This window comes from Campylobacter sp. IFREMER_LSEM_CL1097, assembly GCF_025772225.1.
In the GTDB taxonomy this organism is placed as follows: Bacteria; Campylobacterota; Campylobacteria; order Campylobacterales; family Campylobacteraceae; genus Campylobacter_D; species Campylobacter_D lari_D.
The window spans coordinates 24,225-48,992 of the sequence record NZ_JAKMRT010000005.1 but is presented as its reverse complement, the minus strand read 5'-3'; the positions used below and the strand labels follow the sequence as shown (position 1 = coordinate 48,992).

The following is a 24,768-nucleotide window of genomic DNA, read 5'->3' as shown; positions in this document are numbered from 1 at the left end:
AAAGTAGTTTATATTACAATTGTAATATAAACTATTTAAGAATAAGTTACAATATAAAAAAGATATCATTTAAACTTTAAGTATTCTTAAATTAAGTACTAATTAAGCTAAAATAATTATAATCTCATTTTTAAAAAAATTTTTGGCAAAGGTAAGATGATGACAAAGATAACAAAGCCAAACGAAGTAAAACGCGAATGGATCGTTTTAGACGCTGAAGGAAAGCGTTTTGGTCGTCTTTTAACAGAAGTAGCGACTATTTTACGAGGTAAAAATAAACCTTGCTATACTCCAAATGTTGACTGTGGAGATTATGTAATCATTATCAATGCTTCTAAAGCAGTTTTCACAGGTGCAAATAAAGCAGAAGATAAACTATATCACAGACATTCAGGGTATTTTGGAAGCGTAAAAAGTGAAAAATTTGGTGATTTATTAGAAAAAAATCCAGTTAAATTATATAAATTAGCAGTTCGTGGTATGCTACCTAAAACAAACCTAGGTAGAGCTATGCTTAAAAAATTAAAAATTTATGCAGGTAGCGAACATCCTCATACTGCTCAAATTGCTAATAAAGGAAAATAATCATGGCAACAACATACGCAACAGGTAAAAGAAAAACCGCTGTAGCTAAAGTTTGGGTAAAAGCTGGTAGTGGTAAAATCATCGTTAATGGTATGGATTTAAATACTTGGCTTGGCGGACATGAAGCTATAAAATTAAAAGTAGTTCAGCCTTTATTAGTAACTAAACAAGAAACTTCTATGGACATTAAAGCAACAACTTTAGGCGGTGGTTACAGTGCTCAAGCTGAAGCTTTAAGACATGGTATTTCAAGAGCTTTAGCTGCTATGGATGCAGATTTTAGAGCATTATTAAAACCAAAAGGACTTCTTACTAGAGATAGTAGAACTGTTGAGCGTAAAAAATACGGTCGCAGAAAAGCAAGAAGAAGCCCACAATTCTCTAAACGCTAGTATTTTTTGGATCCATTTTGGATCCATTTTCTCTATTTTTTTAAAAAAAATCATATTTTTTCATATATTTTTATTTTATTTAAAATCAAAGGATTTTTTGTTTAGAATAAATATTTATAATTCCAAGGTCCGATCAGGGAAACCTCCTTTTTGTAGTAAATTTAAGCCCCTTACCCAAAGGGGCTTATTTTATTTTAATCTTCTTTTTTATATAATCGCTCAATTTATTTTATAAGGATTGTTATGAAAAAAATTATAAGCTTAGTTAGTTTAGCTAGTGTTTTATTTGCTTTTGATGCTAGCAAAATAGAAATAACCCCGACCTTTAACTATACAACACCAGAAGGAAATTTAGATCTTAAAAATTATGGTGGAGTTGGCTTAAGATTTGGCTATCACTATGATGATTTATGGATAGATCAAGCTGAACTTGGTTTAGAGTATTATGATAATGCAAAATATAATAATCCAAATGATAATACACATACAGATACTAGTGTTTCAAGATTTTATGTGAATGCTATTAAAGGAATTGATTTAGCTAATCATGTGTATTTATATGGATTATTAGGAACAGGTTATGAGTATTTAAGTCATGGGGCTTATGAAAATAAAAGTGGTATGTTTGCTCAATATGGTGCAGGTTTTAAATTCGCGCTTGGAGAAGATTTAGCTTTAAGACTTGAAGCAAGAGATCAAATTAAATTCAACAATGGCGAACATAATTTAATTTCTAGTGTTGGTTTAAGTTTTTATTTTGGCAATAAAGCTCCAAAAACTCCTAATGTTGAAACAAAACAAATTGAAGAAAAGCCACAAGTAAAACAAATCGATAAAACATGTTCAGAACCAAGAAAAGGTGCTTTGCTTGATCATATAGGTTGTGAAAAAACAATAGCCCTTGAGGGACATTTTGGTTTTGATCAGACTAATATAAATCCAGAATTTGCTCAAAAAATTCAAGAAGTAGGTAAGATCTTAGAAGAAAATCCTCAATACTATACTATTTTAGAAGGCCATACAGATAGTACAGGTCCTAAGGCTTATAATCAAAAATTATCATTAGAGCGTGCTAATGCCGTAGCGAAGGAACTTGAAAAAACAGGTGTTGCTAAAGAAAAAATTGTAACTAAAGGCTATGGTTTTGAAAAGCCAAAAGCAAGCAATGATACCAAAGAAGGTCGTGCGCAAAATAGACGCGTTGAAGCAAAATTTTTTATTAAAGAATAAACTTTGCTAAAAAAGACAATTTTATTTGATTTAGATGGCACTTTGATAGATTCTACAAGTGCCATTTTAGATGGATTTGATGCTGCTTTTAAAGCTTTTAATGAGCCTTTAAGAGATCATGAAGCTATTAAGGCTTTGATAGGTTTTCCTTTGGATGTAGCTTTTGAAAAGCTTGGTGTGGCAAAAGAGAAAACAAGTGAATATATTAATGCTTATAGAAATGTATATCAAAAAATCTATATAGAACAAACTTCTTTACTTCCTTTTGCAAAAGAAAGTGTATATGAGGCTAGTTTATTTGCTGATTTAGCTGTTGTTACGACTAAAAGTTCTAAATTTTCTAAACCTTTACTTGATCATTTAGGTATAGGAGAGCATTTTAAAGTTATTATAGGTAGAGACGATGTGACTTGTCCAAAGCCAGATGCTGAGCCTATTTTATTAGCTTTGAAGAAACTTTCTAAAAACAAAGAAAATGCTTTTATGGTAGGTGATACTCATTTAGATATAAAAGCTGCTCAAAATGCCAATATTATTCCTGTGGCTGTAAGTAGTGGTTATGAAAGTAAAGAAAGTTTAGCTAAATTTGAAATTCCGCTTTTTAAAAATACCTATGAAGCCATAAAATATATAAGAAATATCCGATAATTTCCCATTTAAACTCTATACCTATAAATAATAAAAAATTTTTATTATTGTTTAAGACAATTAAAGATAAAGTAGTTATTGACTTTAAGTAATTATTTAATTATTAAGGATAGATTAAATGAGTAAAATAATGAAAACGATGGATGGTAATGAAGCAGCAGCTTACGCTGCTTATGCATTTACAGAGGTTGCTGGAATTTATCCTATCACTCCAAGCTCTCCTATGGCTGATTATACTGATATATGGGCTTCTCAAGGCAAAAAAAATCTTTTTGGAGTGCCAGTTAAAGTTGTAGAAATGCAAAGTGAAGCAGGTGCAGCAGGGACAGTTCATGGGTCTTTGCAAGCAGGTTCTTTAACCACGACTTATACCGCTTCTCAAGGACTTTTGTTAAAAATACCAAATATGTATAAAATTGCAGGTCAACTTTTACCTGGAGTAATTCATGTGGCAGCTAGAGCTTTAGCATCTCAAGCGCTATCTATTTTTGGAGATCATCAAGATATTTATGCTGCAAGACAAACAGGTTTTGCTATGCTTTGTTCGCATTCTGTGCAAGAAAGTATGGATTTAGCAGGTGTTGCACACCTAGCAGCTATCAAAGGTAGAGTGCCTTTTATGCATTTTTTTGATGGTTTTAGAACCTCTCATGAAATCCAAAAAATTGAAGTAATAGATTATGCACATTTTGATCGCTTGCTGGATCGTAAGGCTTTATTGGAATTTAGAAATTCCTGTCTAAATCCAGAAAATCCAAAAACAAGAGGTACGGCTCAAAATGATGATATTTATTTTCAAACAAGAGAGTTGGCAAATAAATATTACGAAGCTGTTCCTGATATTGTTAATGAATATATGCAAGAAATTTCAAAAATTACAGGAAGAGAATACAGACCTTTTGTGTATTATGGGGATAAAAATGCAACGCGTGTTGTTGTAGCAATGGGTTCAGTGACTGAAGCTTTAAAAGAAGTTGTAGATTATTTGAATAGCAAAGGTGAAAAAGTAGGGGTTTTAAAAGTTCATTTATATAGACCATTTAGTTTAAAATATTTATTTGATGTAATGCCTCAAAGTGTTGAAAAAATAGCTGTTTTAGATAGAACTAAAGAGCCAGGAAGTTTAGGAGAGCCACTTTATTTAGATTTAAAAAGCGCATACTATGGAAAGGAAAAAGCACCTTTAATCGTTGGTGGTAGATATGGACTTTCTTCAAAAGATGTTGATCCTGCCCAACTTTTAGCTGTATTTGAAAATCTAAATCAAGCAAATCCAAAAGATGGTTTTACCATAGGAATTAATGATGATGTAACCTTTACCTCATTGCCTGTGGGAGAGAAAATTTCTTTGGGTGATGAAAGTACTATAGAGTGTTTATTTTATGGACTTGGTGCCGATGGCACTGTAGGTGCAAATAAAAACTCTATTAAAATTATAGGAGATAAAACAGATTTTTACGCGCAAGCTTATTTTGCTTATGATTCTAAAAAATCAGGTGGTTATACAAGAAGCCATTTAAGATTTTCTAAAAAACCTATTACTTCAACTTATTTAGTTTCTACGCCACATTTCGTAGCATGCTCAGTGGCTGCGTATTTAGAAATTTATGATGTTTTAGCAGGTATTAGAAAAGGAGGAACTTTCCTTTTAAATAGTATTTGGAGTGCGCAAGAAACTATTGAAAAAATTCCAAATGCAGTAAAAAGAGTTTTAGCACAAAAGGAAATTAATTTTTATATCATTAATGCTACAAAACTTGCTAGAGAGATAGGACTAGGTAGTAGAACAAACACGATTATGCAATCAGCATTTTTCAAACTTGCTAATATCATTCCTTTTGAAGATGCGCAAAAATATATGAAAGAATTAGCTTATAAATCATATAGTAAAAAAGGTGATGCTATAGTTGAAATGAATTATAAAGCTATTGATGTAGGTGCAGATGGACTTGTAAAAGTTGATATTGATCCTTCTTGGGTAAATTTAGCTAATGAAGCAAAAGAAGAAACTATAGCTTATAAAGGTACTGAGTTTGTTGAAAAAATCGCAAAACCTATGAATGCAGCTAAGGGTGATGATTTACCAGTTTCGGCATTTTTGGGCTATGAAGATGGTAGTTTTGAGCATGGTACTACTGAGTATGAAAAAAGAGGCGTTGGTGTTATGGTGCCAAGATGGATAGAAACTAATTGTATTCAGTGTAATCAATGTGCTTCAGTATGCCCTCATGCAGTTATCAGACCTTTCTTGATTGATGAAGAAGAATTAAACAATGCTCCATCAGGTGTAAAAGAGCACAGCTTAAATGCAAAAGGCGTGAAAGAACAAAAATTAAATTTCAAAATTCAAGTTTCGCCGCTTGATTGTACAGGTTGTGAGCTTTGTGTGCATGAGTGTCCTACCAAAGAAAAATCTTTAGTGATGGTACCACTAGGTGAAGAGCTTGATCATGGTGAGCAAGAAAATGCAGATTATTTATTCAAAAAAGTAAGTTATAAAGATAATATTTTAAATAGAGAAAATACCAAAGGCATCCAATTTGCTCAACCTTTATTTGAATTTCATGGAGCATGTCCAGGGTGTGGAGAAACTCCTTATATTACTTTAATTACTAGATTATTTGGTGAAAGAATGATTGTTGCTAATGCAACTGGTTGTAGTTCTATTTATGGTGGCTCAGCTCCTTCAACTCCATATAGAAAAAGCAATAAAAATGGTCATGGACCTGCTTGGGGCAATTCTTTATTTGAAGATAATGCTGAATTTGGTCTTGGTATGAAAATAGCAACTGAAACTACAAGACATAAAATAGAACACATAATGAATGAAAGTATGCAAGAAGTACCTAACGCACTTTCTGCATTATATAAAGAGTGGATTGCAAATAAAGAAGATTCTAAAGTTTCTTTGGAATTAAGAGATAAATTAGTTCCATTGTTAGAAGAAAATAAGCAAATCAAAGCAGTTAATGATATTTTAGAACTTAAAAGCTATTTAAGTAAAAAATCACATTGGATTTTTGGTGGTGATGGCTGGGCTTATGATATAGGTTATGGTGGACTTGATCATGTTTTGGCAAGCGGTGAGAATGTAAATATTTTAGTGCTTGATACTGAAGTGTATTCTAACACAGGCGGTCAGAGCTCAAAATCTTCAAGAACAGGTTCAGTAGCACAGTTTGCTGCAGCAGGTAAGCCAGTACAGAAAAAAGATCTTGGTCAAATTGCTATGACTTATGGTTATATTTTTGTGGCTCAAGTAAATTCTAATGCAAATTATGCACAATTGTTAAAAGCTGTAATGGCGGCAGAAGCTTATGATGGACCTTCTTTGATTATTGCTTATTCTCCTTGTATAGCTCATGGTATTAAAGGTGGACTTGGAAATTCAGGAAATCAAGCAGAGTTAGCTACAAAATGTGGATATTGGCCAACTTATATTTATGATCCGCGTTTAGAAGCTGAAGGTAAAAATCCTTTAACAATTTCTTCAAAAGAACCTGATTGGGATTTATATGAAAGCTTTTTAATGAATGAAGTTCGTTATAATTCTTTGAAAAAATCAAATCCTGAGCAAGCAAAAGAATTATTTGAAAAAAATAAAGCAGAGGCACAACGTCGTTACAGACAGCTTAAGCGTTTAGCAAGTGCTGATTTTAGCAATGAAAATTAATTTTGTTTCGAATTTTTATTCTTGTTTTATGGGTAATTAATGCTTTTGGTGTTAATTATCCATTTTTAAATCAAAATTGTTATGTTGATAATTTAATTTCAATTCAAGATCCTTTTTTTAAAAAGACTACAAATATAAAATCTAATTTTTCTTTGCAAGCTATTGTTTCAAATAAGATTAAGATTAATGATAAGTGGTATGCTTTAAATGATTATATTGATGGTTTTAAAATAGTTGAAATTAGAAATTCTCAAGTTGTATTGAAAAAGGAAGAAAAAATAATGGTTGTAAATTTGTATGAAAAAAATAGTATTTTTATGTATTAATTTTTTGTTTTTTACAAATGTATTTGCCATGCAGTGTAATCAGCATTTTTTTAATATAAGAGTAGAAAACAAAACTTCTTTGCTTGAAATTTTAAATGAACTCGGAAGAGAGTGTGATTTTAGTATTATTATCAAAGATATTTTTGCGCAAGAAAAATTAATGCATGCTCAAAATTATTTACATATAAAGAAAATGTCTTTAAGAGAGATTTTTAAGCTTTTATTGGTGGAAAACAATCTTGCTTATGAATACGATAAAAATGCTTTAAAAATTTATGGAAAACAAGTTAAAACTTTTAAAGTGCATTATATAAGTTCTATTAGAGAAGGACAAAGTATTACTAAAGCTTCAGTGGATTCTAGACCAAAACAAGGAGATTATGATAATTATAAAGAAGTAGATAATTTAGTTATTAGTACTGATAAATTTGATTTTTGGGAGAAAATTTCAGAAGAAATTCAAGCTTTGTTGGATGAAAATACAACTAAACCTATTGTCAATACTAATGCAGGAATTATTACTTTAAATGCAACTCCATATGAACTTGCAAGAGTTGGAAAATATTTAGATGACTTAAATAAAAGACTTAAAAAACAAGTTTTAATTGATGTAAGTATTGTTGCTGTGCATTTAAACAAAAATCATTCAAGTGGAATTAATTGGCAAGAACTTGCTTTTAAACTTAATGGTGATGATAATGATTTTATAATTAATAAAGATGGTATTAGAAATATTAACTTAAAAGCAAATATTGAAACTAAAGCTATTTTAAATTTATTACAAGAAAATGGTAAAACAACTATACTTTCTAACCCAAAACTTATGGCTTTAAACAATCAGCAAGCTATTATTTCTATAGGCGATACAATAAATTATCAAGTAAAAGAAAGTTCTAAAGGAACAGAAAATGGTACAATAGTTAGTGAAATATATAATAATTATTCTATTTTTGTAGGAATTTTACTTAATATATTGCCTGAGATTTCAGATGATCATAAAATTATGCTTAGGATTAATCCAAGCTTGAGTGATTTTAAATATAGTTTTGATAATCATAGACAAAGCAAACCAAGAAATATAGCGCCAGATACTATACAAAAAAAGCTTTCTACTGTAGTTGAGGTTGATGATGGACAAACTTTAATTTTAGGCGGATTGATTAGTAAAAATACCATTAATAATCATAATGAAATAAGCATTTTATCTAAAATTCCACTTTTTGGAGCTTTATTTCAAGGAAAACAAAATTATGAAGATATTAGCGAAATAGTTTTTATTATCAAACCAAGTTTAGTAAAAACTAATAATAAAATTTTAAGTTTAAAAGACCTAGGTTTTCAGCATGAAGATGATATGTTTTAAAATCTTAATATGTTTTTCTTTTTTAAATGCTATAGAAATTCAAAACAATAGTTTCGATCAAAACATATTTTATGAAAAATTCATTAATCAACCAAACTATGAAAATGCTTTAAATTTAGCAAAATATTTTTATCAAAATAAAGAATACAAACAAGCAGTTTTTTGGGCTATAGAAGCTAATGATTTTGATTTATTGCAAAAAGAAGCTTGGCTTGTTTTTATTAATGCTAAAATAAAACTCGGAAGATATGAAGATGCTTTAATAGCTAAAAAAGAATACGAAAAGCTTTTGGAGATTTATTTTGAGTGATACACATCAAAAATTAAAAAACTTAAGTGAGTATTCTTTAAAAGAAATTGCTTCTCAATATAAAATGGAATTTTTAAATTTAAATCAAACTTTTGATTTTGAAAAATATCTTCACATTTTGCCTTTTTCTTTAATAGAACAACATGATATTTTTTGTTTTTATGAAGATGATGAAAAAATCCATATAGCTTCCTTTAAACCATTAGAAGAGAATGTTTTGGAAAAAATACAAAATTTATATCGTTTTAAAACTATCAAGATTTTTCTTTGTGTTTTTACACAATTTGAATTTTTGCTAGAAAGAGTTAAATTTTTAATTAAATTTCAAAATCATCTTAATAGATTAGAGCTTAGTTTGAAAAGTGATGAAAATAAAGATGAATTTTTATTAGAGCAGTTTTTGAATTTAATTTTAACTTATGCTTGTTTTTTAAGAGCAAGTGATATCCATTTAGAGCCTTTAGAAAATGAAGTATATATAAGATTTAGAATAGATGGGGAGTTAAAATATATATATAGTTTTGATGCAAAATCATACCAAGCCTTATTGTTGCATGTAAAAATTATTGCTTTGCTTAATGTAGCTGAACAAAGACAAGCTCAAGATGGGAGTTTTTCTAAAATCATTTTAGAACAAAAATATGATTTTAGAGTTTCAATTATGCCTTTATTATTTGGACAAAGCGTAGTGTTTAGAATTTTAAAACAAGATGGATATGTTTTAAAACTTGATAAACTTTTTATCAAAGAAGAAAATTTAATTCAGCTGAAAAAACACACGAATGCACCTTATGGTCTGATTTTGTTTTGTGGGCCAACAGGGAGTGGTAAAAGTACTTTTATGCATGCTATTTTAAATGAAATTGAACAAAGTAAAAAAATCATCACTCTAGAAGATCCTATAGAATATAAACTTAAATATGCTCAACAAATTCTTTTAAATTCTAAAGCCGGATTTGATTTTCACAAAGCTTTAAGAGCAGTTTTAAGACACGATCCTGATGTGATTATGATAGGTGAAATTAGAGATGAGGATAGTTTGGATATAGTTTTAAAAGCTTCTTTAAGCGGACATTTAGTTTTAAGTACCCTACACACTAATGGCGCTATAGAAGCTATTTTTAGAATGAAGCATATGGGTGCAAGAGAATACTTAATAGCTCATTCTCTTAATTTAATTATAGCTCAACGATTAGTAAGAAAACTATGTGAATGTAAAGAACCTAACAAGGAAAAATTTTACTTTCAAAATCAAGTTTTTGAAGGAAAATTTTACAAAGCAAAAGGTTGTGTTGAGTGTATGTATAGTGGATATAAAGGGCGTTTGATGGTAGCTGAATTTTTGTTTTTAGATCATAATTTAAAAAATATGATAGAAAATAATGCAAATTATGAAAATATTTTAACATACGCTTTAAAAAAAGGTTTTTTGACTTTAGGTATGGATGCTTTAGAAAAGGCAAAACTTGGCTTAACAAGTATAGATGAGTTAAGAAAGATTAGTTTTTGAAAAAATTTGTTATTTTTTATGTATTAAATAAAGAGCAAAAACAATATATAATAAGGGCTAGAAATTTATATGAAGCTAGAAATTTTGCGTTAAAGTCATTTGTAAATATTATTAGTGTTGAAGAATATTTCAAACCGATAAAACATAAAATCAAAGAAGAAGAGCTTATTTTCATTCTTAAGGATTTAAATATGATCTTAAAGGCAGGATTAAGCTTACAGGAAGCAATTTTAGAATTTTTAAAATCAAGCTATGAAAAACAAAATATTAAAATTTTTAATACAATTTATAATAAACTCAATAATGGAAGTTCTTATAATGAAGCCTTTAAAGATATTTTAAATTCTAGAGAATGTGCTATTTTAAAAATTTGTGATGGCAGAGAAGATTTACATAGGGCTCTTGATATTATTATTAGTTTAAAAGAAAAAAATCTTCATAGTTTTAAGCAGTTAAAAAAGGCTATAGCTTATCCACTTTTCGTTTTTATGTGTATTATTTTTGCTTTTTTTATTCTTATAACTTTAGTTTTGCCTGAATTTAAAACTTTATTTTTACAACTTGAATTGGATTTGCCAAAAATCACTCAAATTTTTTTTATTATAGCTGATTTTTTTAGTCATTTTTATATGATTATTTTATTAAATATAGGATTTTTTATAATACTTACTTATTCTTTTAGGAAGTCTTTGTTTTTTCATAGAATTCTTTTTTATTTTCCCATTTTTGGAAAAATAATATTTTATCAAGATAAATTTTGTTTTTTCTTAATTTTTTCATATTTATTAAAAGCAGGGGTGGATATAAAAAGAGCTTTTGAACTTGCTTGTGAAGGTATAGAAAATCAATTCTTTAAAAACAAAATGTTTATTATAAAGACTTCATTTGAATCAGGACTTGATTTAGCTCAAGCTTTTTCTAACACAAAGCTTTTTGAGCCTTTTGTGATAAGAATGTTAAATTTAGCTTTAAAAAGTTCTAAATTAGATGAAAGTACTTATGAGCTTGCTTTGTTTTATGAGTATAAAAAAGAAAATTATACTCAAAAGCTTTTGAGTGTTTTGGAGCCTTTGATGACAATTTTTATGGCGAGTTTGATTTTAGTTTTAGCCTTGGGTGTATTTTTACCTATGTGGCAAATTAGTCAAGAAATTTAAGCAAGATAATCATAAGCAACCTTAGCTATAGTTAAAGCAACCATAATCAAAAAGAGTTTTTTGATAAAAGTTCCTTGTGTTTTTAAGACTAGTTTTGATCCTATAAAAGCACCTAAAATTTGGCCTATACCCATTAAAATACCAACTTTCCAAAGCACCTCATAAGAGTATAAAAATACCCCTAAAGCTACTACATTGCTAGTAAAATTTAAGATTTTAGTATTAATGCTTGCATTTTTCATGCTAAAACCAAGAAATATCACGCAAGCAAAAATCCAAAAAGATCCAGTACCAGGTCCTAAAAAACCATCATAAAAACCAAGTAGCAAGCCAAAGATAATTTGAAAGCTTGTAGTGCGCATTTTAGCTTTATTATGTACATGGCCTAAATCAGGCTTGAAAATAGTGTAAAAAAAGATTAAAACAAGGCAAATTAATACAATGATTTTAACAGCATTTTGATCTATTAGTAAGACTGCATAAGTTCCAATGGCAGCTCCAATAGCAGTAAATAAAATTCCCAAAGCTATCTTTTCTATATGCATAGATTTTCTATAAGCTAAAACCGCAGTGAGTGATCCAAAGGTGCTTTGAAGTTTATTAGTAGCTAGGGCTAAATGAGGAGGAATACCACAAGCAAATAAAGCAGGTATGGTAATAAGCCCACCACCACCTACAATCGCATCAACACAACCTGCAAAAGCAGCAACAAAGAATAAAATCACATAATAAGTTAATTCAAGCTCCATAAGCTTTCCTTGTTTTGTCCGATTCTATATAGAGCAAAATCATATTTTATAGGATCAGTAGGATCGAATTTTTTAAGACTTTGCGTAAGTTCTAAAACACTTTTAAAATCATAAATCTTACGCTTTAAAAGCTTAAGTTTTAATGAAACTTTATGAGTATGAGTATCTAAGGGTATGAGTAAGTCTTTTTTATCGATATTTTTAAACAAACCTAAATCTAATTCATCTTTTCTTACCATCCACCTAAGATACATATTGTATCTTTTTAAAGGACCTTTTGGAATGTTAAATTCTTTTGAAAAGAAAAATTCATAACCATAACTTTTATAAGGATTAAGCTTGTAAATTGTTTCTATGAAAGCTTTTATCGCTTGTGTTATGTTTTGTTCTTTTTGATAAGTTTTGGTAAAAATATTTTCTATACTATCTTCATTTTTTAAGCGCTTGAGTGTGATGAAAATTTGAGCTATATCTTGAGAGTTTTGAAAGCGGTATTTTAGATTTTTACATTCTTTTTTAATAATCTCATCGCTTTTCTCAAGCAAGGAAAAATCAAGTTTATTTAAAAAATTTACAATATTTTTAGCATTTCCATAGGCAAATAAAGCACAAAGCAAGGCTATATTTTCATCTTTATAAACACTTGCAATTTGTAAAGGATCAGGATGAGAGAAAAGCTCTTTTTGAGTGTTTTTGCTTAAAATTGCTTCATCTAAAAGAGCTTTAATTTGCATTAAGATTTTAAACCAAGTAAGGTTTCAAGCATTTGATCAACGGTAGTTACGATTTTAGCTGCAGCGCCATAACTTGCTTGATATTGTATGAGTGCTGCTAATTCTTCATTGGTATTTACACCACTTTTTGATTGATATTCTGCATAAGCTGTATTAAATACCGTCATATTAGTTGCATGCGCAAAGCCATTGCTTTCAGCATCTGAAGCAATTTGGCCTGTAAATTTTCTATAATATCCATCTAAAGTCATAGTATCTACTGTACCATCTTTATTATAAAAATTTACTTTTTGATTTTGAAGTTGCAACATAGCATTAGCTACATCGTTATTTCCATCAACTCCGTTTGAACTAGCTTTTAAGCTATTTGGATCATTTCTAATGCTTGAATTTACATTAATGCTACTTGCATCTTGACCATTGAAAAATGAAGATACATTTAAAGCGCCTGGGAAATTTGTGCCATTATCCTTAAAAGCTATTTTATAACCTTTTTTTAAGCCATTGATTTGGAAATTTCCACTATCACTTTTTCCATCATAATGATAAAAGGCTTGAAAATAATCATTTAAATCATTACCGCTAACACCATCTTTATTATCATCAACATCTGCATTGATTTGTTTAATAACATCTTCTATAGTGGTATTGACATCTATTTTTATAGTTCTAGTAGCTACTGCATTACCTTTTTCATCATAAACTGTGATGTCAAAGCTTCCTGCTTGGATGTTTTTATCATAACTCATTAAAGAAGTATCAGATTTTAAACCTTTTAAATCATCTGAATTTACTTTATCGGTTGCTGCTTGAGCATAGACATTATTAGTTTGAGTTATGAGTGTTTTTGTAAAGGTATTGAGCATATCTTTATACTCTTGTAATTTTCCATCGCTGTAAGTATCATGATTGCCATCATAATTTCTACCTCTAAGATCAAGTTGAGCACCAAGCTGCCCACCTGAAATTTTGCTTGTTAAATCATAGCGGTTTTCATCATTTACTTCATAATAAATTTGATAAAAACCATTAGGGTTGTTATTATCTAATTTTAAAGGGTGAAAGCTAGAGCCATTTACTATACTAAAGCCTTGAATGCTTAAATCATAATATCTTCCAGAATCAGTCATGGTAGATTCTAAAGTACTATCTTGAGAGCTTGTTCCTTTCCAAGCAACAGCATTAACTAACTTTGAAAGTCTAAGTTCAAGTTCATCTCTTTTATCTCTTAGTTGATTTGCATTATCGGTAGGTAAAACTTCTTCATTTTCAAGTTGTTTATTAATATTTGCAATTTCTTGACCAATGTTATTAATCTCATCTACGGTTTGTTGAATTTGCTCATTAACTGTTTGTTGCATTTTGCTAAGATCTTGTAATGTTTTTTGTATGTTTTGAGCTAATGTGTTTGCGCTATTAACAAGATCTATTTTACTTGCTCCATCGCTTGGGTTGGAAGCAAAGTTATTCCACGCATCATAGTAATTTTTATAATCTTGTAAAATACCAGTTCCTTGCATATCAGGAAATCTTTGACTTGCTTCTTGTAAAATTTGTCCTAAATAATTTGTATAGTTTTGTTGAGTAGTGGCGTTTTTTAGCTCATAATAAGAATGCTCATCATGCAATCTTTTAATAGTATCAATTTGCGTACCTGTTCCTAAGTGTAAGCCACCTCTATCAAGAGACATACCTGAACTTTGCACCGCTCTTTGTCTAGTATAAAATACTGCATTTGCATTAGAGATATTGTTACCTGTGGTATTGATTTGAAGTTCAGCAGCTCTTATACCACTAACCCCTGTATATAAACTATCAAAAATTCCCATGACTTAGCCTTTAAACATTGATCTTAAATAATGAATCTGGAATTGTCTTATTATCCCCATAAGCATTATTTGTTCCATTTTGTTCAAACATTGTATTTAAAAGATTGTCGTAAAAATTTTTAATAATAAGAGCCAATTTAGCATATTCTTTATTTTTTTGATGTAAGGTGTTTAAATTTTGCTTTAAAAGAGCAAGTTTTTCTTTATCTTCATCATCTAAAAGTTCGTCTAAACCTTTATTGTTTCCTTGATTACTAAGTTCTACTAAAGCCTTATCAAGATTTTTTTTAGCAATTTGAAAATCATTTACAAGTTTAGTTTTTTCTTCTACGCTTTTGCTAACATGTTGGTGATTAGCAGCTTGAATTTGAGCTATATCTTCTAAAGTAAGATTGATGAGTTTTTCTAAAATAGAATTTGTTTTGTCTAAGTGTTGTTTAACCATTTTTATCCTTTCTTAGGCACTAACCCAAAAAAGGATAAAAATTATAATAAAGAATCTACTATTGCTTTTGAAGTGGCTTGCAAGTCTATTTTATACTCGCCATTCTTTATTTGTGAAGCAATAAAAGATGCCTTATTTTCTTCTACCTTTTGAGTTTCTTTTGCCTTGTTATTTTCTTTGTTTTCTGTTTTATTTATATCGCTAGTAGCAACTTGAGCCACATAGCTTTGATGTATAGGGTTTATCATTTTAAGCCTCCAGTTCTATTGAAAAACTCTAAGAACCATATCGACACTTAAAAAAATAACTTAACGCCTTTCTTTTAAATAATCAAATAATAATTTTGAAAAACCTAAACCACCACTTAATGCTTTACTCATAGTATCATTATACATAGATGAATAAATTTCATCACTTGCATCTTTTCCAAATAAAGAATTTTCTTGTTTTAAAGAAATATCCAAAACACTTTTAATTAAGAAAGCTTCAAAAGCATCGGTTTGTTCTTTTAAAGCTTTATCTTCATCATTTAATGCTTGTATATGAGTTAAATCATTTTTAAAAGCACTATCTGCATAGTTTTTAGCAGCCTTATAGCTATTATTATGCTTGGTAATGTTTTCATAAAGCTCACTGCTGTAATTTTTGCTCGCTAAATAATTATCAACTCTCATCATATCACCTCTAATTCAGCACTGATTGCACCAGCTCTTTTTAGATTTTGCATAATAGCTATGATATCATTTGGTGCTGCTCCAAGTTTATTTAACATTCTAGCTATGTTTGCTACTGTTGTTTTATTGTTTGTGATTTTTAAAGTATTAGATACAGGGTCTAAAATACCACCATCTTTCATATCGATTTCATTTTGTCCTAAAGCTACGGTATTGTTTGGATCAATTTTTATAGTAATATCTTTATGAGTAATTAATATAGGTTCAACTTCTATATTTACTCCCGCTACGATAGTTCCTGTTCTTTCATCAATAATCACTTTGCTTTCTGGGGTATAAGCTATATCTTGTTCTAATACTCTTGCCATAAATTCAACATGAGAAAATTCTTCAGGTTTTGTTAATTTTATAGTTCTAGAATCTAAAGCTTTTGCTATATCTGTGTCAAAAATAGTATTTAAAACTCTTTCTATATTATTAGCTGTTTTAAAATCTGCTTCTTTTAAGCTTAAAATCAAATCTTCACTTTGGCTAAAGTTTTGTGGAATTTCTCTTTCTACTACAGCGCCATTAATAACATTTGCTGAGGTTGAGTGTGTTCCTGCTGCACCCGGTCTTGGGCTAAGTCCACCTATAGCTAATGAACCTTGAGCTACTGCATAAATCTCTCCATCAACTCCTTTTAGAGCTGTCATAAGTAAGGTTCCACCTTGTAAAGATTTTGCATCACCTAAAGAAGCCACACTTACATCAAGCTTATCCCCACTTCTTGCAAAAGCAGGAAGCTTTGCTGTTACCATTACTGCTGCTGTATTTTTTGATTTTATATCGCCTGGGCTAACTTTTACATTCATACCCTGAAGCATATTTGAAATAGATTGTAGAGTAAATTCACTACTTGTACCATCTCCGCTTCCGTTTAAGCCAACAACCAAACCATATCCTATAAGTTGGTTATCTCTAACACCTACTACATTAGTAAGTTCTTTAATAGTAGCTGCAAAAACGCTTAGATTTAATACCAAGCAAAATAGTAATATTCTCATCGATTCTTCCTTTAATCTATGCTATTTTCATAAAATTAAAGCAAAAAAAGTTCCAAATTTATATAAAGGAGTAAAAACTTAGAGTAGTTGAGCCAAATTTTTTTTCTTTAGTTTTTTCGTAATCTTGTATTTTAGTTGGAGTTTTAAAAGTGCTGTGGTGTTCTATGATAATGATTTTTACATTTGAATTTTGTATATTTTCTATCAATTTTAAAGTTTTTTCATAAATATCAAAAAAACCTTCTCTAATATCAAATGGAGGATCAAGATATAAAATAATATCTTCTTTGGAATTTTGAATAATTTGAGGAGTTTTTTTAAAAGTATCATCATTAAAACAAAGGGTATTTTGATCAACACCAGAAGCGTTTTTTAAAGCTATTTCATAAGCCTTTTTATCTTTTTCTATGGCATAACTTTTTAAACAACCATTGCTTCTTGCTTCTAATGCCATCAAAGCACTTCCTCCAAAGGCTTCTATAAAAACCTTATCTTGTAAAGAAAAACGCAAAACATTAAAAACACATGATTTTACTATGCTTTTAGTGCTTCTTGTGGTATCTAGGCTAGGAAGTAAAATTTTTTTACCCTTATAAATTCCACTTTCTATGGTGGTGTAAATTTTTTGAGCTTGTTTTTTTGAGCTTGTTTTTTTATCCTCTTTGTAATTTTTTAAAAAATTTCTTACGCTTTGATATTCTTGTGTTTTATGCATTATTATTTTCTTCTTTGATAAGATTTTTTAACTCTGTTTTATAAAGATCAAATATTGCATCGATTTTTTCATGACTTTCTTGGCGTAGTTGTTCTAAAATGGCTTCACATTTTTGATTCATAATTTTTTTCTCACGCATTGCTATTTTATAGGCAATATTTTGCAAGCTTGCATTGAAATCATTTAAAGCACATAGCAACTCTTCTATGTTAAAAGGGTGAGTTAAGAAATTTGATTTTTTGTTGATGATAAATTGTGGCTTTTGTGTGTTGATTTTTTCATCACAGACTAAAAAATCACAATCTTTTTTTAAAACTAAAAAATCTTTTAAAGCAATTTCTAAAGTTTTTTCTAAAATTAAATCCTTGCATTCAAGAGCGATTTTCATTGACTAAACTCACTTTTAATTTGTGTTTTTTTAAAGTGTATGGTACTATACCTAGAGCTAAATTTGCAAGCTCTGCGAAACTTAAAATATAAAAATCTTCAAAATTTCTATTTGAAATTGCTTGTAATTCTTTAGAACACTTATCAAACATGTAAAAAGAATAAAAATCTTCTACAACTAAAAAATCACAACCACTATCATAAGCATCTAAAATGATTGCTGCTGCGCTTTTATAAGCTAATTGCGCATTTAAACTTAAGAACCCATAGCCACAACTCTTATATTTTCTTTCAAAATCAATTATATTTGCTTTAAGAATCTTAGCAAGTTCTAAAGAGCAATTAGCATGGGAAAATCCTTGATATACACCTATGTTAAATTTATCAAAAAAATATTTAATGTGTTCTGTTTTTAAGTATTTTAAAAAAAACTCTGGAGCGTATTTAATCTTATCGATTTTACTCATAATTTCATAAGAGCTATATTCGCAAGCTAAGATATTATTCTCATCCATCATTCTAGAATATTCATCTAAAATATCTTTAGGATCATAGTCAATAATAAAATAATTTTTACCCAAAGGTTTTTCACATAATGTGCTTTCAACACCGACTATATCTAAGACATTTTTGATAATATCAAAATAACAAAATAAATCATTATTGCTATTGGTGTAAATTTTATACATTTTAATTCCTTAAAAAATACTTCTTGCAAGACCTGATTTTACAAGCATAACTTTTAATTCTTTGATGTAAGATTCATAGTCAAGCTCATTAGATGAAATAAAATTTTTGAATTTAGTATGATAATAAATTCCTTTTTCTTCATCTGCTATCAATTTTAAAAATTGTGGAGTTTTTTCTGGATATTTAAGTAGCATTTTATAGGCAAATATAAAGAAACTATCTCCTAAATATTCAGGTAGAAATTCTCTTACTTCGCTTGTATAATATAAAAAGTCATATTGCTTGTAAAGCTCTATATCATGTATGTCAATAAGTCCTTTAAAAAGTTCAAGTTTTTCTAAAAAATCACTCTTATCCATGATCAAGTCTTTAATAGCTCTTTTAGTATCGAGTGGTTCTATGATGAGTTCTTTTCCAAATCTTTCAATAATATTACTTAAATCTCTTCTTTGTCTAATGGTAACTTGATTAACTTTAATACAACTTTCTGGGTTTTCTTCAAAATCAAAATATATATCATCTTTTTTAATCTGACTTAAAATATCATAAACACTTTTAAAATTTTTACTATCATAAACATATGGTTTATAATAAGCTAAATAATCACTATCTTTATCAAAACGAAAAATTCTTAAAGTTATTTGCATTTTTTATCCTTGGTATTATTTTTGATTATATACATTTTAAACTTATAAAAATTTGATTATTATATAAAATTAAAAGCTTTTTGTATAAAATATTCACATGGATAAAGAAAAATTTATTATAAATGCTTTTGCAAATTCTATCAACGGAGATGATGGAGCAATCATCGATGGATATTGTTATTCTAAAGATTTATTTTGTGAGGATGTGCATTTTAAACGATCTTGGATGAGTTTAGAGCAAATTGGCGCAAAAGCTATGCTCGTTAATATTTCTGATGCAATTGCTATGAATGCTACACCAAAATACGCTCTTTTGGGGCTTTCTTTACCAAAATGTTTAGAAATGAAACAAGTTAAAGCTTTGCAAAAAGGCTTGCTAGATAGCGCAAAAGAATTTGGGGTGCAAATTATAGGCGGAGATACTATAGCAGATAGGAAAATTAATATTAGTATAACTATTATTTCTAAAGTGAATAAAAGGGCTATTTTTAGAAAAGGTTTAAAAAAGGGAGATTTGCTTGCTTTTAGTGGGAAATTAGGTGAGAGTTTAAAAGGTTTAAATATACTATTTCGCGGTGGAAAATTGCATTCTAAACATCGTTTTATAAAACCGAATTTAAGGCAGAAATTTTTTTATGATATAGCAAAAAAAGTCAGAGTGAGTATGGATATTTCAGATGGTTTAAATAAGGATCTATCGAGAATACTCTTTATAAATCAACTTGGTATAAAATTTCTTAAAAAATTAGATAAATTTAGCTTAAATAGTGCAGAAGAGTATGAAATTTTATTTGCTTTTGATAAAAAACATAAAGTATTTATACAAAATATGGCTAAAAAACATAGAATTAAACTAAATATTTTTGCAAAAACAACAACAGGAAGGTATAAATTTTATGGAAGAGAACATCATTTTTAAGCCCTTATATACTTTAAAACACAGCCCGATAAATGTGTATTTTTCAAAAAATAGTAATGATTTTGTAGTAAGAGAAAAGCCTTTGTATGAATTTAGTGGTAAAGGTGAACATCTTATTTTACATATACAAAAAAAAGATCTAAGCACCAGTGAAGCTTTGAGAATTTTAAGTGAGCAAAGCGGTGTTAAAATGAGAGATTTTGGTTATAGTGGTTTAAAAGATAAACAAGGCTTAACTTTTCAATATATTTCTATGCCTAAAAAATTTGAAGAGGGCTTAAAAAATTTTAAACATGATAAGATGAAAATTTTAGAAAGTTTTTATCATGATAATAAACTTAGAATAGGGCATTTAAAAGGAAATTCATTTTTTATAAGATTAAAAAAAGTTTCAAAAGTAGATGCTTTAAAAATAGAACAAGCTTTCAAAAATATCCAAGAACAAGGTTTTGCTAATTATTTTGGATATCAGCGTTTTGGTAAATTTCAAGATAATTTTTTACAAGGACTAGAAATTTTAAAAGGTAAAAAAATCAAAAATAAAAAAATACAAGAATTTTTAATTTCTGCCTTTCAAAGCGAACTTTTTAACAGATATTTGAGTAAAAGGGTGGAATTATCACATTTTATCAATGATTTTAGTGAAAAAGAAATAAAACAAATTTATGATTTAGATAAAGATGAAATTAAAAGTTTAAAAAATCAAAAGCAGTTTTTTAAGATTTTAAAAGGTGAAGTTTTAGGGCATTATCCTTTTGGTAAATGCTTTGTATGTGAAGATTTGCCAAGTGAAGTAGAAAGATTTAATCAAAAAGATATTAGTTCTATGGGACTTTTAATAGGCTCTAAAGCTTATGAAACAAATGAAGGTCTAGCTAAAAAATTAGAAGATGAGATTTTTTCTTTTGCATATGAGTTTAAAGATAAAATGCAAGGTTCAAGACGCTTTATGTGGTCTTATTTGCAAGATTGTAAAAGTTATTATGATGAAGAAAAAGCTCATTTTACTTTAGAATTTTTCTTGCAAAAAGGTTCATATGCTACAGTGGTTTTAGAAGAGATTTTACACGCAGATATTTTTGATCAAACCTATAATACATAATTTTAAAAATTGATATTGAGTATCAGTTAAAATTTATCTTTTATAAATTATAATAACAATTATCATTTTTATAAAAGGAAAGCTCAATGTCAGTTTTGGTTATAGGTGCAGATGAAATTACTCCAATTAAGGCAGTTTTGACAAATTTAGGCGCAAAAAGTATAGAGCATTGGGATGCTAGAAATGAAAATAGGGTAAATAGAAAACCCATTCCACAAAATACTGAATGCATAGTTATGCTTACTAGTTTTTTAAATCACAACACCATGAAAAAAATTAAAACAGAGGCAAAAAAACGCAATATACCTTTGGTTTGTGCTAAACGCAGTGTGAGTTGTGTATATTGCGAATATTGCAAGGTTTTTGGTCTTGAACAAACTTATGAATGTACAAAAAAGGCATAATATGTTTGGTTTTAATAACAAAGAGGATTTGGTACCTAAAATATTTAGAGATTTAGAACAAGAAAATATTAATTTTATTTTTTTAAATTTGTATAATTCTTTGGTGGAAAATGATCTAAAAATACCTTATATTTATGCAAAAAAAGCTACTAGTTTAAGAAATATTTTTGAGTTAAAAATCCAAAATATGATCACAGAAAGGGTTTTGAAATTTAGTAAAATAAAACAATTTTGTCCATATTCTCATAAAATCATCAAAGCATATAAAGAAGGAAATTTAAATAAATTACAGCTTGAAGCAAAGATGCCAAAATATGCTTTAGCTAGATTAATACAAAATGTTTTTATGTCATCAAATTTTATCTTAGATCCACAGGTGGCTTTTGAGTCTTTTGTATATGATAAAATTTGTAAAAGCAATGTAAAGGCTAGGGTAGATATTCAAGAAAATATCATTATTATCAATGATAAAATGGCTATTATGCCTTCTTTTTTTGAAGATAATAAAAAGGATATAAATTTAGCTTTGCAAATTATCAAAAAAAATGTTTTTGAAATATTTTATATTGTGTATCCAAGAAATAAAAATTTTACTCAACATAAAGAAATAAGACATAATTTATGTGAAAATAACAAAACTTTGCTAAAATTAGTTCCCTATACTATTAATAATCAAATTTTAAGGAGATGTTAAATGTCAGTAGCAGTAATTTATGGTAGCTCTATGGGAAATACCGAAGGTGCGGCAAATATGATCGCTCAAAAATTAGGAATTTCAGATGTGTTAAATATTGCAGATATTAATGCAGAAAAAATCAATTCTTATGATAAATTAATCTGCGGAACTTCTACTTGGGGAAGTGGAGATTTTCAAGATGATTGGGATAGTTTTGATTTTTCAGCTTTAAATCTTAGTGGAAAAACCGTTGCAGTTTTTGGTATGGGAGATAGTGAAAGCTACTCAGATACATATTGTAGCGCTATGGGAAAACTTGCTCAGGCTTTAAAAGCAGCAGGTGCAAATTTAGTAGGTTCAGTTTCTACAGGTGGTTATACTTTTGAATCAAGTGATGCGGTAGAAGGAGATAAATTTGTAGGGCTTGCATTAGATAATGATAACCATGAGGATTTAACCGAAAGTAGAATTGATGCTTGGATAGAACAAATTAAACCTTCTTTTTCTTAAATCTAGATGCCAAAAAGGCATCTTTTAAAATTTTCTTTTTTTTGTTTCACTTAATATATCTTGTGCTAAAGAATCTACTTCATTTGCAATAGCATTTGTATGTATTGCTGTTTGAGAATTTTGTTGTGTAAGTTTTTCTATAGTAGCCACTGACTCATTAATTTGGCTAATATCATTAGCTTCTTCCTTTATAGCTTCACCCATATCATTTATAGACTGGGCTAAGATATTAGTATTAGCTTCAATCTCACCTAAAGACTTTTGAGTTCTTTCTGCTAAGTTTCTAACTTCATCAGCAACAACAGCAAAGCCACGACCATGTTCTCCTGCACGAGCTGCTTCAATAGCAGCATTTAATGCAAGTAGATTAATTTGATCAGCAATATCTGAAATCATAGTGGTAACACTTTTAATATCATTACTTTGTTTAACTACATCTTGTGCTTTGATAGAAATTTCACTCATAGTTGAATTCATTTGCTCTAAAGCTCTTGCACTTTCTTGTAATGATGAGGTTTGATGTGTGGCATCATTTGTAAGTTCATACATACTTTGTTTGAGTGCTTCGGCTTTTTGATTTAATAACTCACCTTGGTTTAGTGATTTTGAAAGCATGTTTTTAATTTCATTCCCAAGGGCATTGATTGCTTTTTCAACATCGCCTTTTGGGGTATTAATAGCTGCAGTAAAATCTAATTGTTTATAACTATCAAATACCGCTTGAATTTCGTTTAAATTATTACCAATTTTTTGTTGTAAAGTATCAAGCATTTTATTTAAAACATCTATGAGTTCTTGAATTTGTGGATTGTTAGCATGAGAGCTAATGTGTAAATTAAGCTCACCTGTTTCTATTTTTCTAGCAACATTTACAGATTCTTCAATAGCTTTTGCATCTTTACTTAAAGCCTCTTTGATAATATTAATATTTTCATTAATCTCATCAGCCATTTTCCCAAATTCATCTTGAGTTTTTAGTTTAATAGGGTGTGAATGAATGTCTTTATGATTTAAATAGTTAAAGAAATTATGCAAGCCTGAAGATATAATAGCAATTGGCTTAAGATTATAAGAAATGATTATTCTAATAAAAATCAAAGTAATAAAAATAGCAATTAAGGAAATAATAATTTGTTCCATCAATGTTTGTTTAGCTGTATCGCTGTAAAAATCATAATCAGCTATAGAGCAAATAGTATATTTTGGATTGATACTACCATTACAAATTAAAGCTTTGATCCCTTCTTCTTTAGTTTGAATTTTGAAAATATCCCTAGAAAGACCTTTGTTTGCACCTTCAGTTGTTTTAAAATAATTTGAAATAATATCTTTACTAATATTAGTTGAGGTTAAGATTTTGGAAGAATCGGTATGAAAAAGATAAGTTCCATCATCAGCTAAAACAGCAGCATGTGAATAAGGTGTTTTACCTATAGCCAAAACTTCTTCTGAGAATTTTTTCAAATCATAATCAGCAGCAACTACACCTATAATTTCTCCATTGTCTATAATAGGACTAGCATAAGAAATGGTTGGTTTTTGCATACTAGATGATATGTAAGGATCTGTGACAATTAACTCTCTTTTTTCCTTGGCTTCTTTATACCATCCTCTAGATCTAGGATCATAACCACTTTCTGGAGTTTGATTATTGCCATTTGATCTAAATATAGTTCCATCTTCAAAACCCACATAGGTTAAATCAAAACCCAAAGAATTTCCTATAGAATTTAATAAACTAGTATATTGTGTTGAATTTAGATTATTTTTATTTTCTTTGATGTATTTTGTTAAAGAATTGATCACATTGCGTCTATCGCTTGCGTATAAATCAAATCTTTTACTCACATCAAAAGCAACCTTTTGTTGAAACTGAACTAACAGTGTATGGCTATTGGATTTAGATTTAACATAATTAAAAAAACCTAAAACACATAGCAAAACTACAACAAAAATACAAACTAAGAAAGCTATTTTGTTGGAAAAATTACCTAGTAGGTATTTCTTAATAGAAGAGAGCATTTTTTCTCCTTGACAAAGTCAATAT

The 24,768-nt window shown here is 28.8% G+C and carries 27 protein-coding genes and 1 pseudogene; 15 read left to right on the top strand and 13 right to left on the bottom strand.

The annotated features are described in order from the left end of the window. Nucleotides 1-159: 159 nt before the first annotated feature. The 10 genes from rplM (at nucleotide 160) to L8W64_RS03170 (ending at nucleotide 11,194) form a co-directional block, all read left to right on the top strand. Nucleotides 160-585: a 50S ribosomal protein L13 gene (gene rplM, locus L8W64_RS03215; protein WP_039617653.1), complete on the top strand. Its 426-nt coding sequence runs from the start codon at nucleotides 160-162 to the stop codon at nucleotides 583-585. A 2-nt stretch (nucleotides 586-587) separates the two neighbouring features. Next, a complete protein-coding gene (rpsI, locus tag L8W64_RS03210) occupies nucleotides 588-977 on the top strand; it encodes a 30S ribosomal protein S9 (protein ID WP_039617655.1) in 390 nt (129 codons plus the stop codon). Between the two features lie 243 nt (nucleotides 978-1,220). Further along, a complete protein-coding gene (locus tag L8W64_RS03205) occupies nucleotides 1,221-2,207 on the top strand; it encodes an OmpA family protein (protein WP_263672848.1) in 987 nt (328 codons plus the stop codon). A gap of 3 nt (nucleotides 2,208-2,210) precedes the next feature. Next, nucleotides 2,211-2,855 (top strand): HAD family hydrolase, encoded by a 645-nt coding sequence (locus tag L8W64_RS03200; protein WP_263659498.1) that lies wholly within the window; start codon nucleotides 2,211-2,213, stop codon nucleotides 2,853-2,855. 118 nt (nucleotides 2,856-2,973) lie between these two features. Further along, nucleotides 2,974-6,528 (top strand): pyruvate:ferredoxin (flavodoxin) oxidoreductase, encoded by a 3,555-nt coding sequence (nifJ, locus tag L8W64_RS03195; protein ID WP_263672847.1) that lies wholly within the window; start codon nucleotides 2,974-2,976, stop codon nucleotides 6,526-6,528. A 2-nt stretch (nucleotides 6,529-6,530) separates the two neighbouring features. Then, nucleotides 6,531-6,854 carry a hypothetical protein gene (locus tag L8W64_RS03190; RefSeq protein ID WP_263672846.1) on the top strand — a complete coding sequence of 108 codons (324 nt, stop codon included), beginning with the start codon at nucleotides 6,531-6,533 and terminating at the stop codon, nucleotides 6,852-6,854. Continuing rightward, nucleotides 6,826-8,217: a pilus (MSHA type) biogenesis protein MshL gene (gene mshL / locus L8W64_RS03185; protein ID WP_263672845.1), complete on the top strand. Its 1,392-nt coding sequence runs from the start codon at nucleotides 6,826-6,828 to the stop codon at nucleotides 8,215-8,217. The genes L8W64_RS03190 and mshL overlap by 29 nt, the downstream gene beginning before the upstream one ends. Next, a complete protein-coding gene (locus L8W64_RS03180; protein ID WP_133319381.1) occupies nucleotides 8,198-8,527 on the top strand; it encodes a CDC27 family protein in 330 nt (109 codons plus the stop codon). Before mshL ends, L8W64_RS03180 begins: the two co-directional genes overlap by 20 nt. Next, nucleotides 8,520-10,037 (top strand): GspE/PulE family protein, encoded by a 1,518-nt coding sequence (locus L8W64_RS03175; protein WP_263666254.1) that lies wholly within the window; start codon nucleotides 8,520-8,522, stop codon nucleotides 10,035-10,037. The genes L8W64_RS03180 and L8W64_RS03175 overlap by 8 nt, the downstream gene beginning before the upstream one ends. Next, nucleotides 10,034-11,194 (top strand): type II secretion system F family protein, encoded by a 1,161-nt coding sequence (locus tag L8W64_RS03170; protein WP_263672844.1) that lies wholly within the window; start codon nucleotides 10,034-10,036, stop codon nucleotides 11,192-11,194. The genes L8W64_RS03175 and L8W64_RS03170 overlap by 4 nt, the downstream gene beginning before the upstream one ends. Here the strand turns inward: L8W64_RS03170 and L8W64_RS03165 are convergent. From L8W64_RS03165 to L8W64_RS03115, 11 genes are read right to left on the bottom strand one after another with little or no spacing between them, the layout of a single operon-like run. Then, nucleotides 11,191-11,943: a TSUP family transporter gene (locus tag L8W64_RS03165; RefSeq protein WP_263664623.1), complete on the bottom strand. Its 753-nt coding sequence runs from the start codon at nucleotides 11,941-11,943 to the stop codon at nucleotides 11,191-11,193. The genes L8W64_RS03170 and L8W64_RS03165 overlap by 4 nt on opposite strands. Next, the gene (locus tag L8W64_RS03160; RefSeq protein ID WP_133319377.1) at nucleotides 11,928-12,677 is read right to left on the bottom strand and encodes a TIGR02757 family protein; all 750 of its coding nucleotides are present in this window, start codon (nucleotides 12,675-12,677) and stop codon (nucleotides 11,928-11,930) included. The genes L8W64_RS03165 and L8W64_RS03160 overlap by 16 nt, the downstream gene beginning before the upstream one ends. Next, nucleotides 12,677-14,506 (bottom strand): flagellar hook-associated protein FlgK, encoded by a 1,830-nt coding sequence (flgK, locus tag L8W64_RS03155; protein ID WP_263659835.1) that lies wholly within the window; start codon nucleotides 14,504-14,506, stop codon nucleotides 12,677-12,679. Before flgK ends, L8W64_RS03160 begins: the two co-directional genes overlap by 1 nt. Before the next feature lie 10 nt (nucleotides 14,507-14,516). Next, on the bottom strand, nucleotides 14,517-14,951 hold the full coding sequence (gene flgN / locus L8W64_RS03150; RefSeq protein WP_133319375.1) for a flagellar export chaperone FlgN: 435 nt from the start codon (nucleotides 14,949-14,951) through the stop codon (nucleotides 14,517-14,519). Between the two features lie 41 nt (nucleotides 14,952-14,992). Next, entirely contained in the window at nucleotides 14,993-15,199 is a 207-nt protein-coding gene (locus L8W64_RS03145; RefSeq protein WP_133319374.1) for a flagellar biosynthesis anti-sigma factor FlgM, read from the bottom strand. 60 nt (nucleotides 15,200-15,259) lie between these two features. Further along, nucleotides 15,260-15,625, bottom strand: coding sequence for a rod-binding protein (locus L8W64_RS03140; RefSeq protein ID WP_207921002.1), 366 nt, complete (start codon nucleotides 15,623-15,625; stop codon nucleotides 15,260-15,262). Next, the gene (locus L8W64_RS03135; protein ID WP_263660510.1) at nucleotides 15,625-16,671 is read right to left on the bottom strand and encodes a flagellar basal body P-ring protein FlgI; all 1,047 of its coding nucleotides are present in this window, start codon (nucleotides 16,669-16,671) and stop codon (nucleotides 15,625-15,627) included. The genes L8W64_RS03140 and L8W64_RS03135 overlap by 1 nt, the downstream gene beginning before the upstream one ends. A 58-nt stretch (nucleotides 16,672-16,729) precedes the next feature. After that, complete coding sequence (locus tag L8W64_RS03130) at nucleotides 16,730-17,386, bottom strand: RsmD family RNA methyltransferase (RefSeq protein WP_263672843.1); 657 nt, start codon at nucleotides 17,384-17,386, stop codon at nucleotides 16,730-16,732. Next, nucleotides 17,379-17,774 carry a hypothetical protein gene (locus L8W64_RS03125; RefSeq protein ID WP_263659833.1) on the bottom strand — a complete coding sequence of 132 codons (396 nt, stop codon included), beginning with the start codon at nucleotides 17,772-17,774 and terminating at the stop codon, nucleotides 17,379-17,381. Before L8W64_RS03125 ends, L8W64_RS03130 begins: the two co-directional genes overlap by 8 nt. Beyond that, on the bottom strand, nucleotides 17,758-18,462 hold the full coding sequence (locus L8W64_RS03120) for a hypothetical protein (RefSeq protein ID WP_263672842.1): 705 nt from the start codon (nucleotides 18,460-18,462) through the stop codon (nucleotides 17,758-17,760). Before L8W64_RS03120 ends, L8W64_RS03125 begins: the two co-directional genes overlap by 17 nt. A 9-nt stretch (nucleotides 18,463-18,471) precedes the next feature. After that, the gene (locus tag L8W64_RS03115) at nucleotides 18,472-19,110 is read right to left on the bottom strand and encodes a DUF5644 domain-containing protein (RefSeq protein WP_133319369.1); all 639 of its coding nucleotides are present in this window, start codon (nucleotides 19,108-19,110) and stop codon (nucleotides 18,472-18,474) included. 97 nt (nucleotides 19,111-19,207) lie between these two features. Here L8W64_RS03115 and L8W64_RS03110 point away from each other — a divergent pair, with 97 nt between their 5' ends. From L8W64_RS03110 to fldA, 5 genes are all read left to right on the top strand, one after another. Further along, the gene (locus L8W64_RS03110; RefSeq protein WP_263661058.1) at nucleotides 19,208-20,029 is read left to right on the top strand and encodes a thiamine-phosphate kinase; all 822 of its coding nucleotides are present in this window, start codon (nucleotides 19,208-19,210) and stop codon (nucleotides 20,027-20,029) included. Next, nucleotides 19,998-21,131, top strand: a complete 1,134-nt coding sequence (gene truD, locus L8W64_RS03105) for a tRNA pseudouridine(13) synthase TruD (RefSeq protein ID WP_263662845.1) — start codon at nucleotides 19,998-20,000, stop codon at nucleotides 21,129-21,131. The genes L8W64_RS03110 and truD overlap by 32 nt, the downstream gene beginning before the upstream one ends. An 86-nt stretch (nucleotides 21,132-21,217) precedes the next feature. Continuing rightward, nucleotides 21,218-21,535, top strand: a complete 318-nt coding sequence (locus L8W64_RS03100; protein ID WP_133319367.1) for a DUF2325 domain-containing protein — start codon at nucleotides 21,218-21,220, stop codon at nucleotides 21,533-21,535. A gap of 1 nt (nucleotide 21,536) precedes the next feature. Continuing rightward, the gene (locus L8W64_RS03095) at nucleotides 21,537-22,229 is read left to right on the top strand and encodes a hypothetical protein (protein WP_133319366.1); all 693 of its coding nucleotides are present in this window, start codon (nucleotides 21,537-21,539) and stop codon (nucleotides 22,227-22,229) included. Then, nucleotides 22,230-22,721 (top strand): flavodoxin FldA, encoded by a 492-nt coding sequence (fldA, locus tag L8W64_RS03090; RefSeq protein ID WP_263672841.1) that lies wholly within the window; start codon nucleotides 22,230-22,232, stop codon nucleotides 22,719-22,721. A 24-nt stretch (nucleotides 22,722-22,745) separates the two neighbouring features. Here the strand turns inward: fldA and L8W64_RS08975 are convergent, their stop codons facing one another. Together L8W64_RS08975 and L8W64_RS08970 are read right to left on the bottom strand one after the other, a co-directional pair. Continuing rightward, the gene (locus L8W64_RS08975; RefSeq protein WP_412175211.1) at nucleotides 22,746-23,270 is read right to left on the bottom strand and encodes a methyl-accepting chemotaxis protein; all 525 of its coding nucleotides are present in this window, start codon (nucleotides 23,268-23,270) and stop codon (nucleotides 22,746-22,748) included. 804 nt (nucleotides 23,271-24,074) lie between these two features. Continuing rightward, a pseudogene (locus L8W64_RS08970) lies at nucleotides 24,075-24,743 on the bottom strand (cache domain-containing protein); the annotation flags it as partial. Nucleotides 24,744-24,768 lie beyond the last annotated feature (25 nt).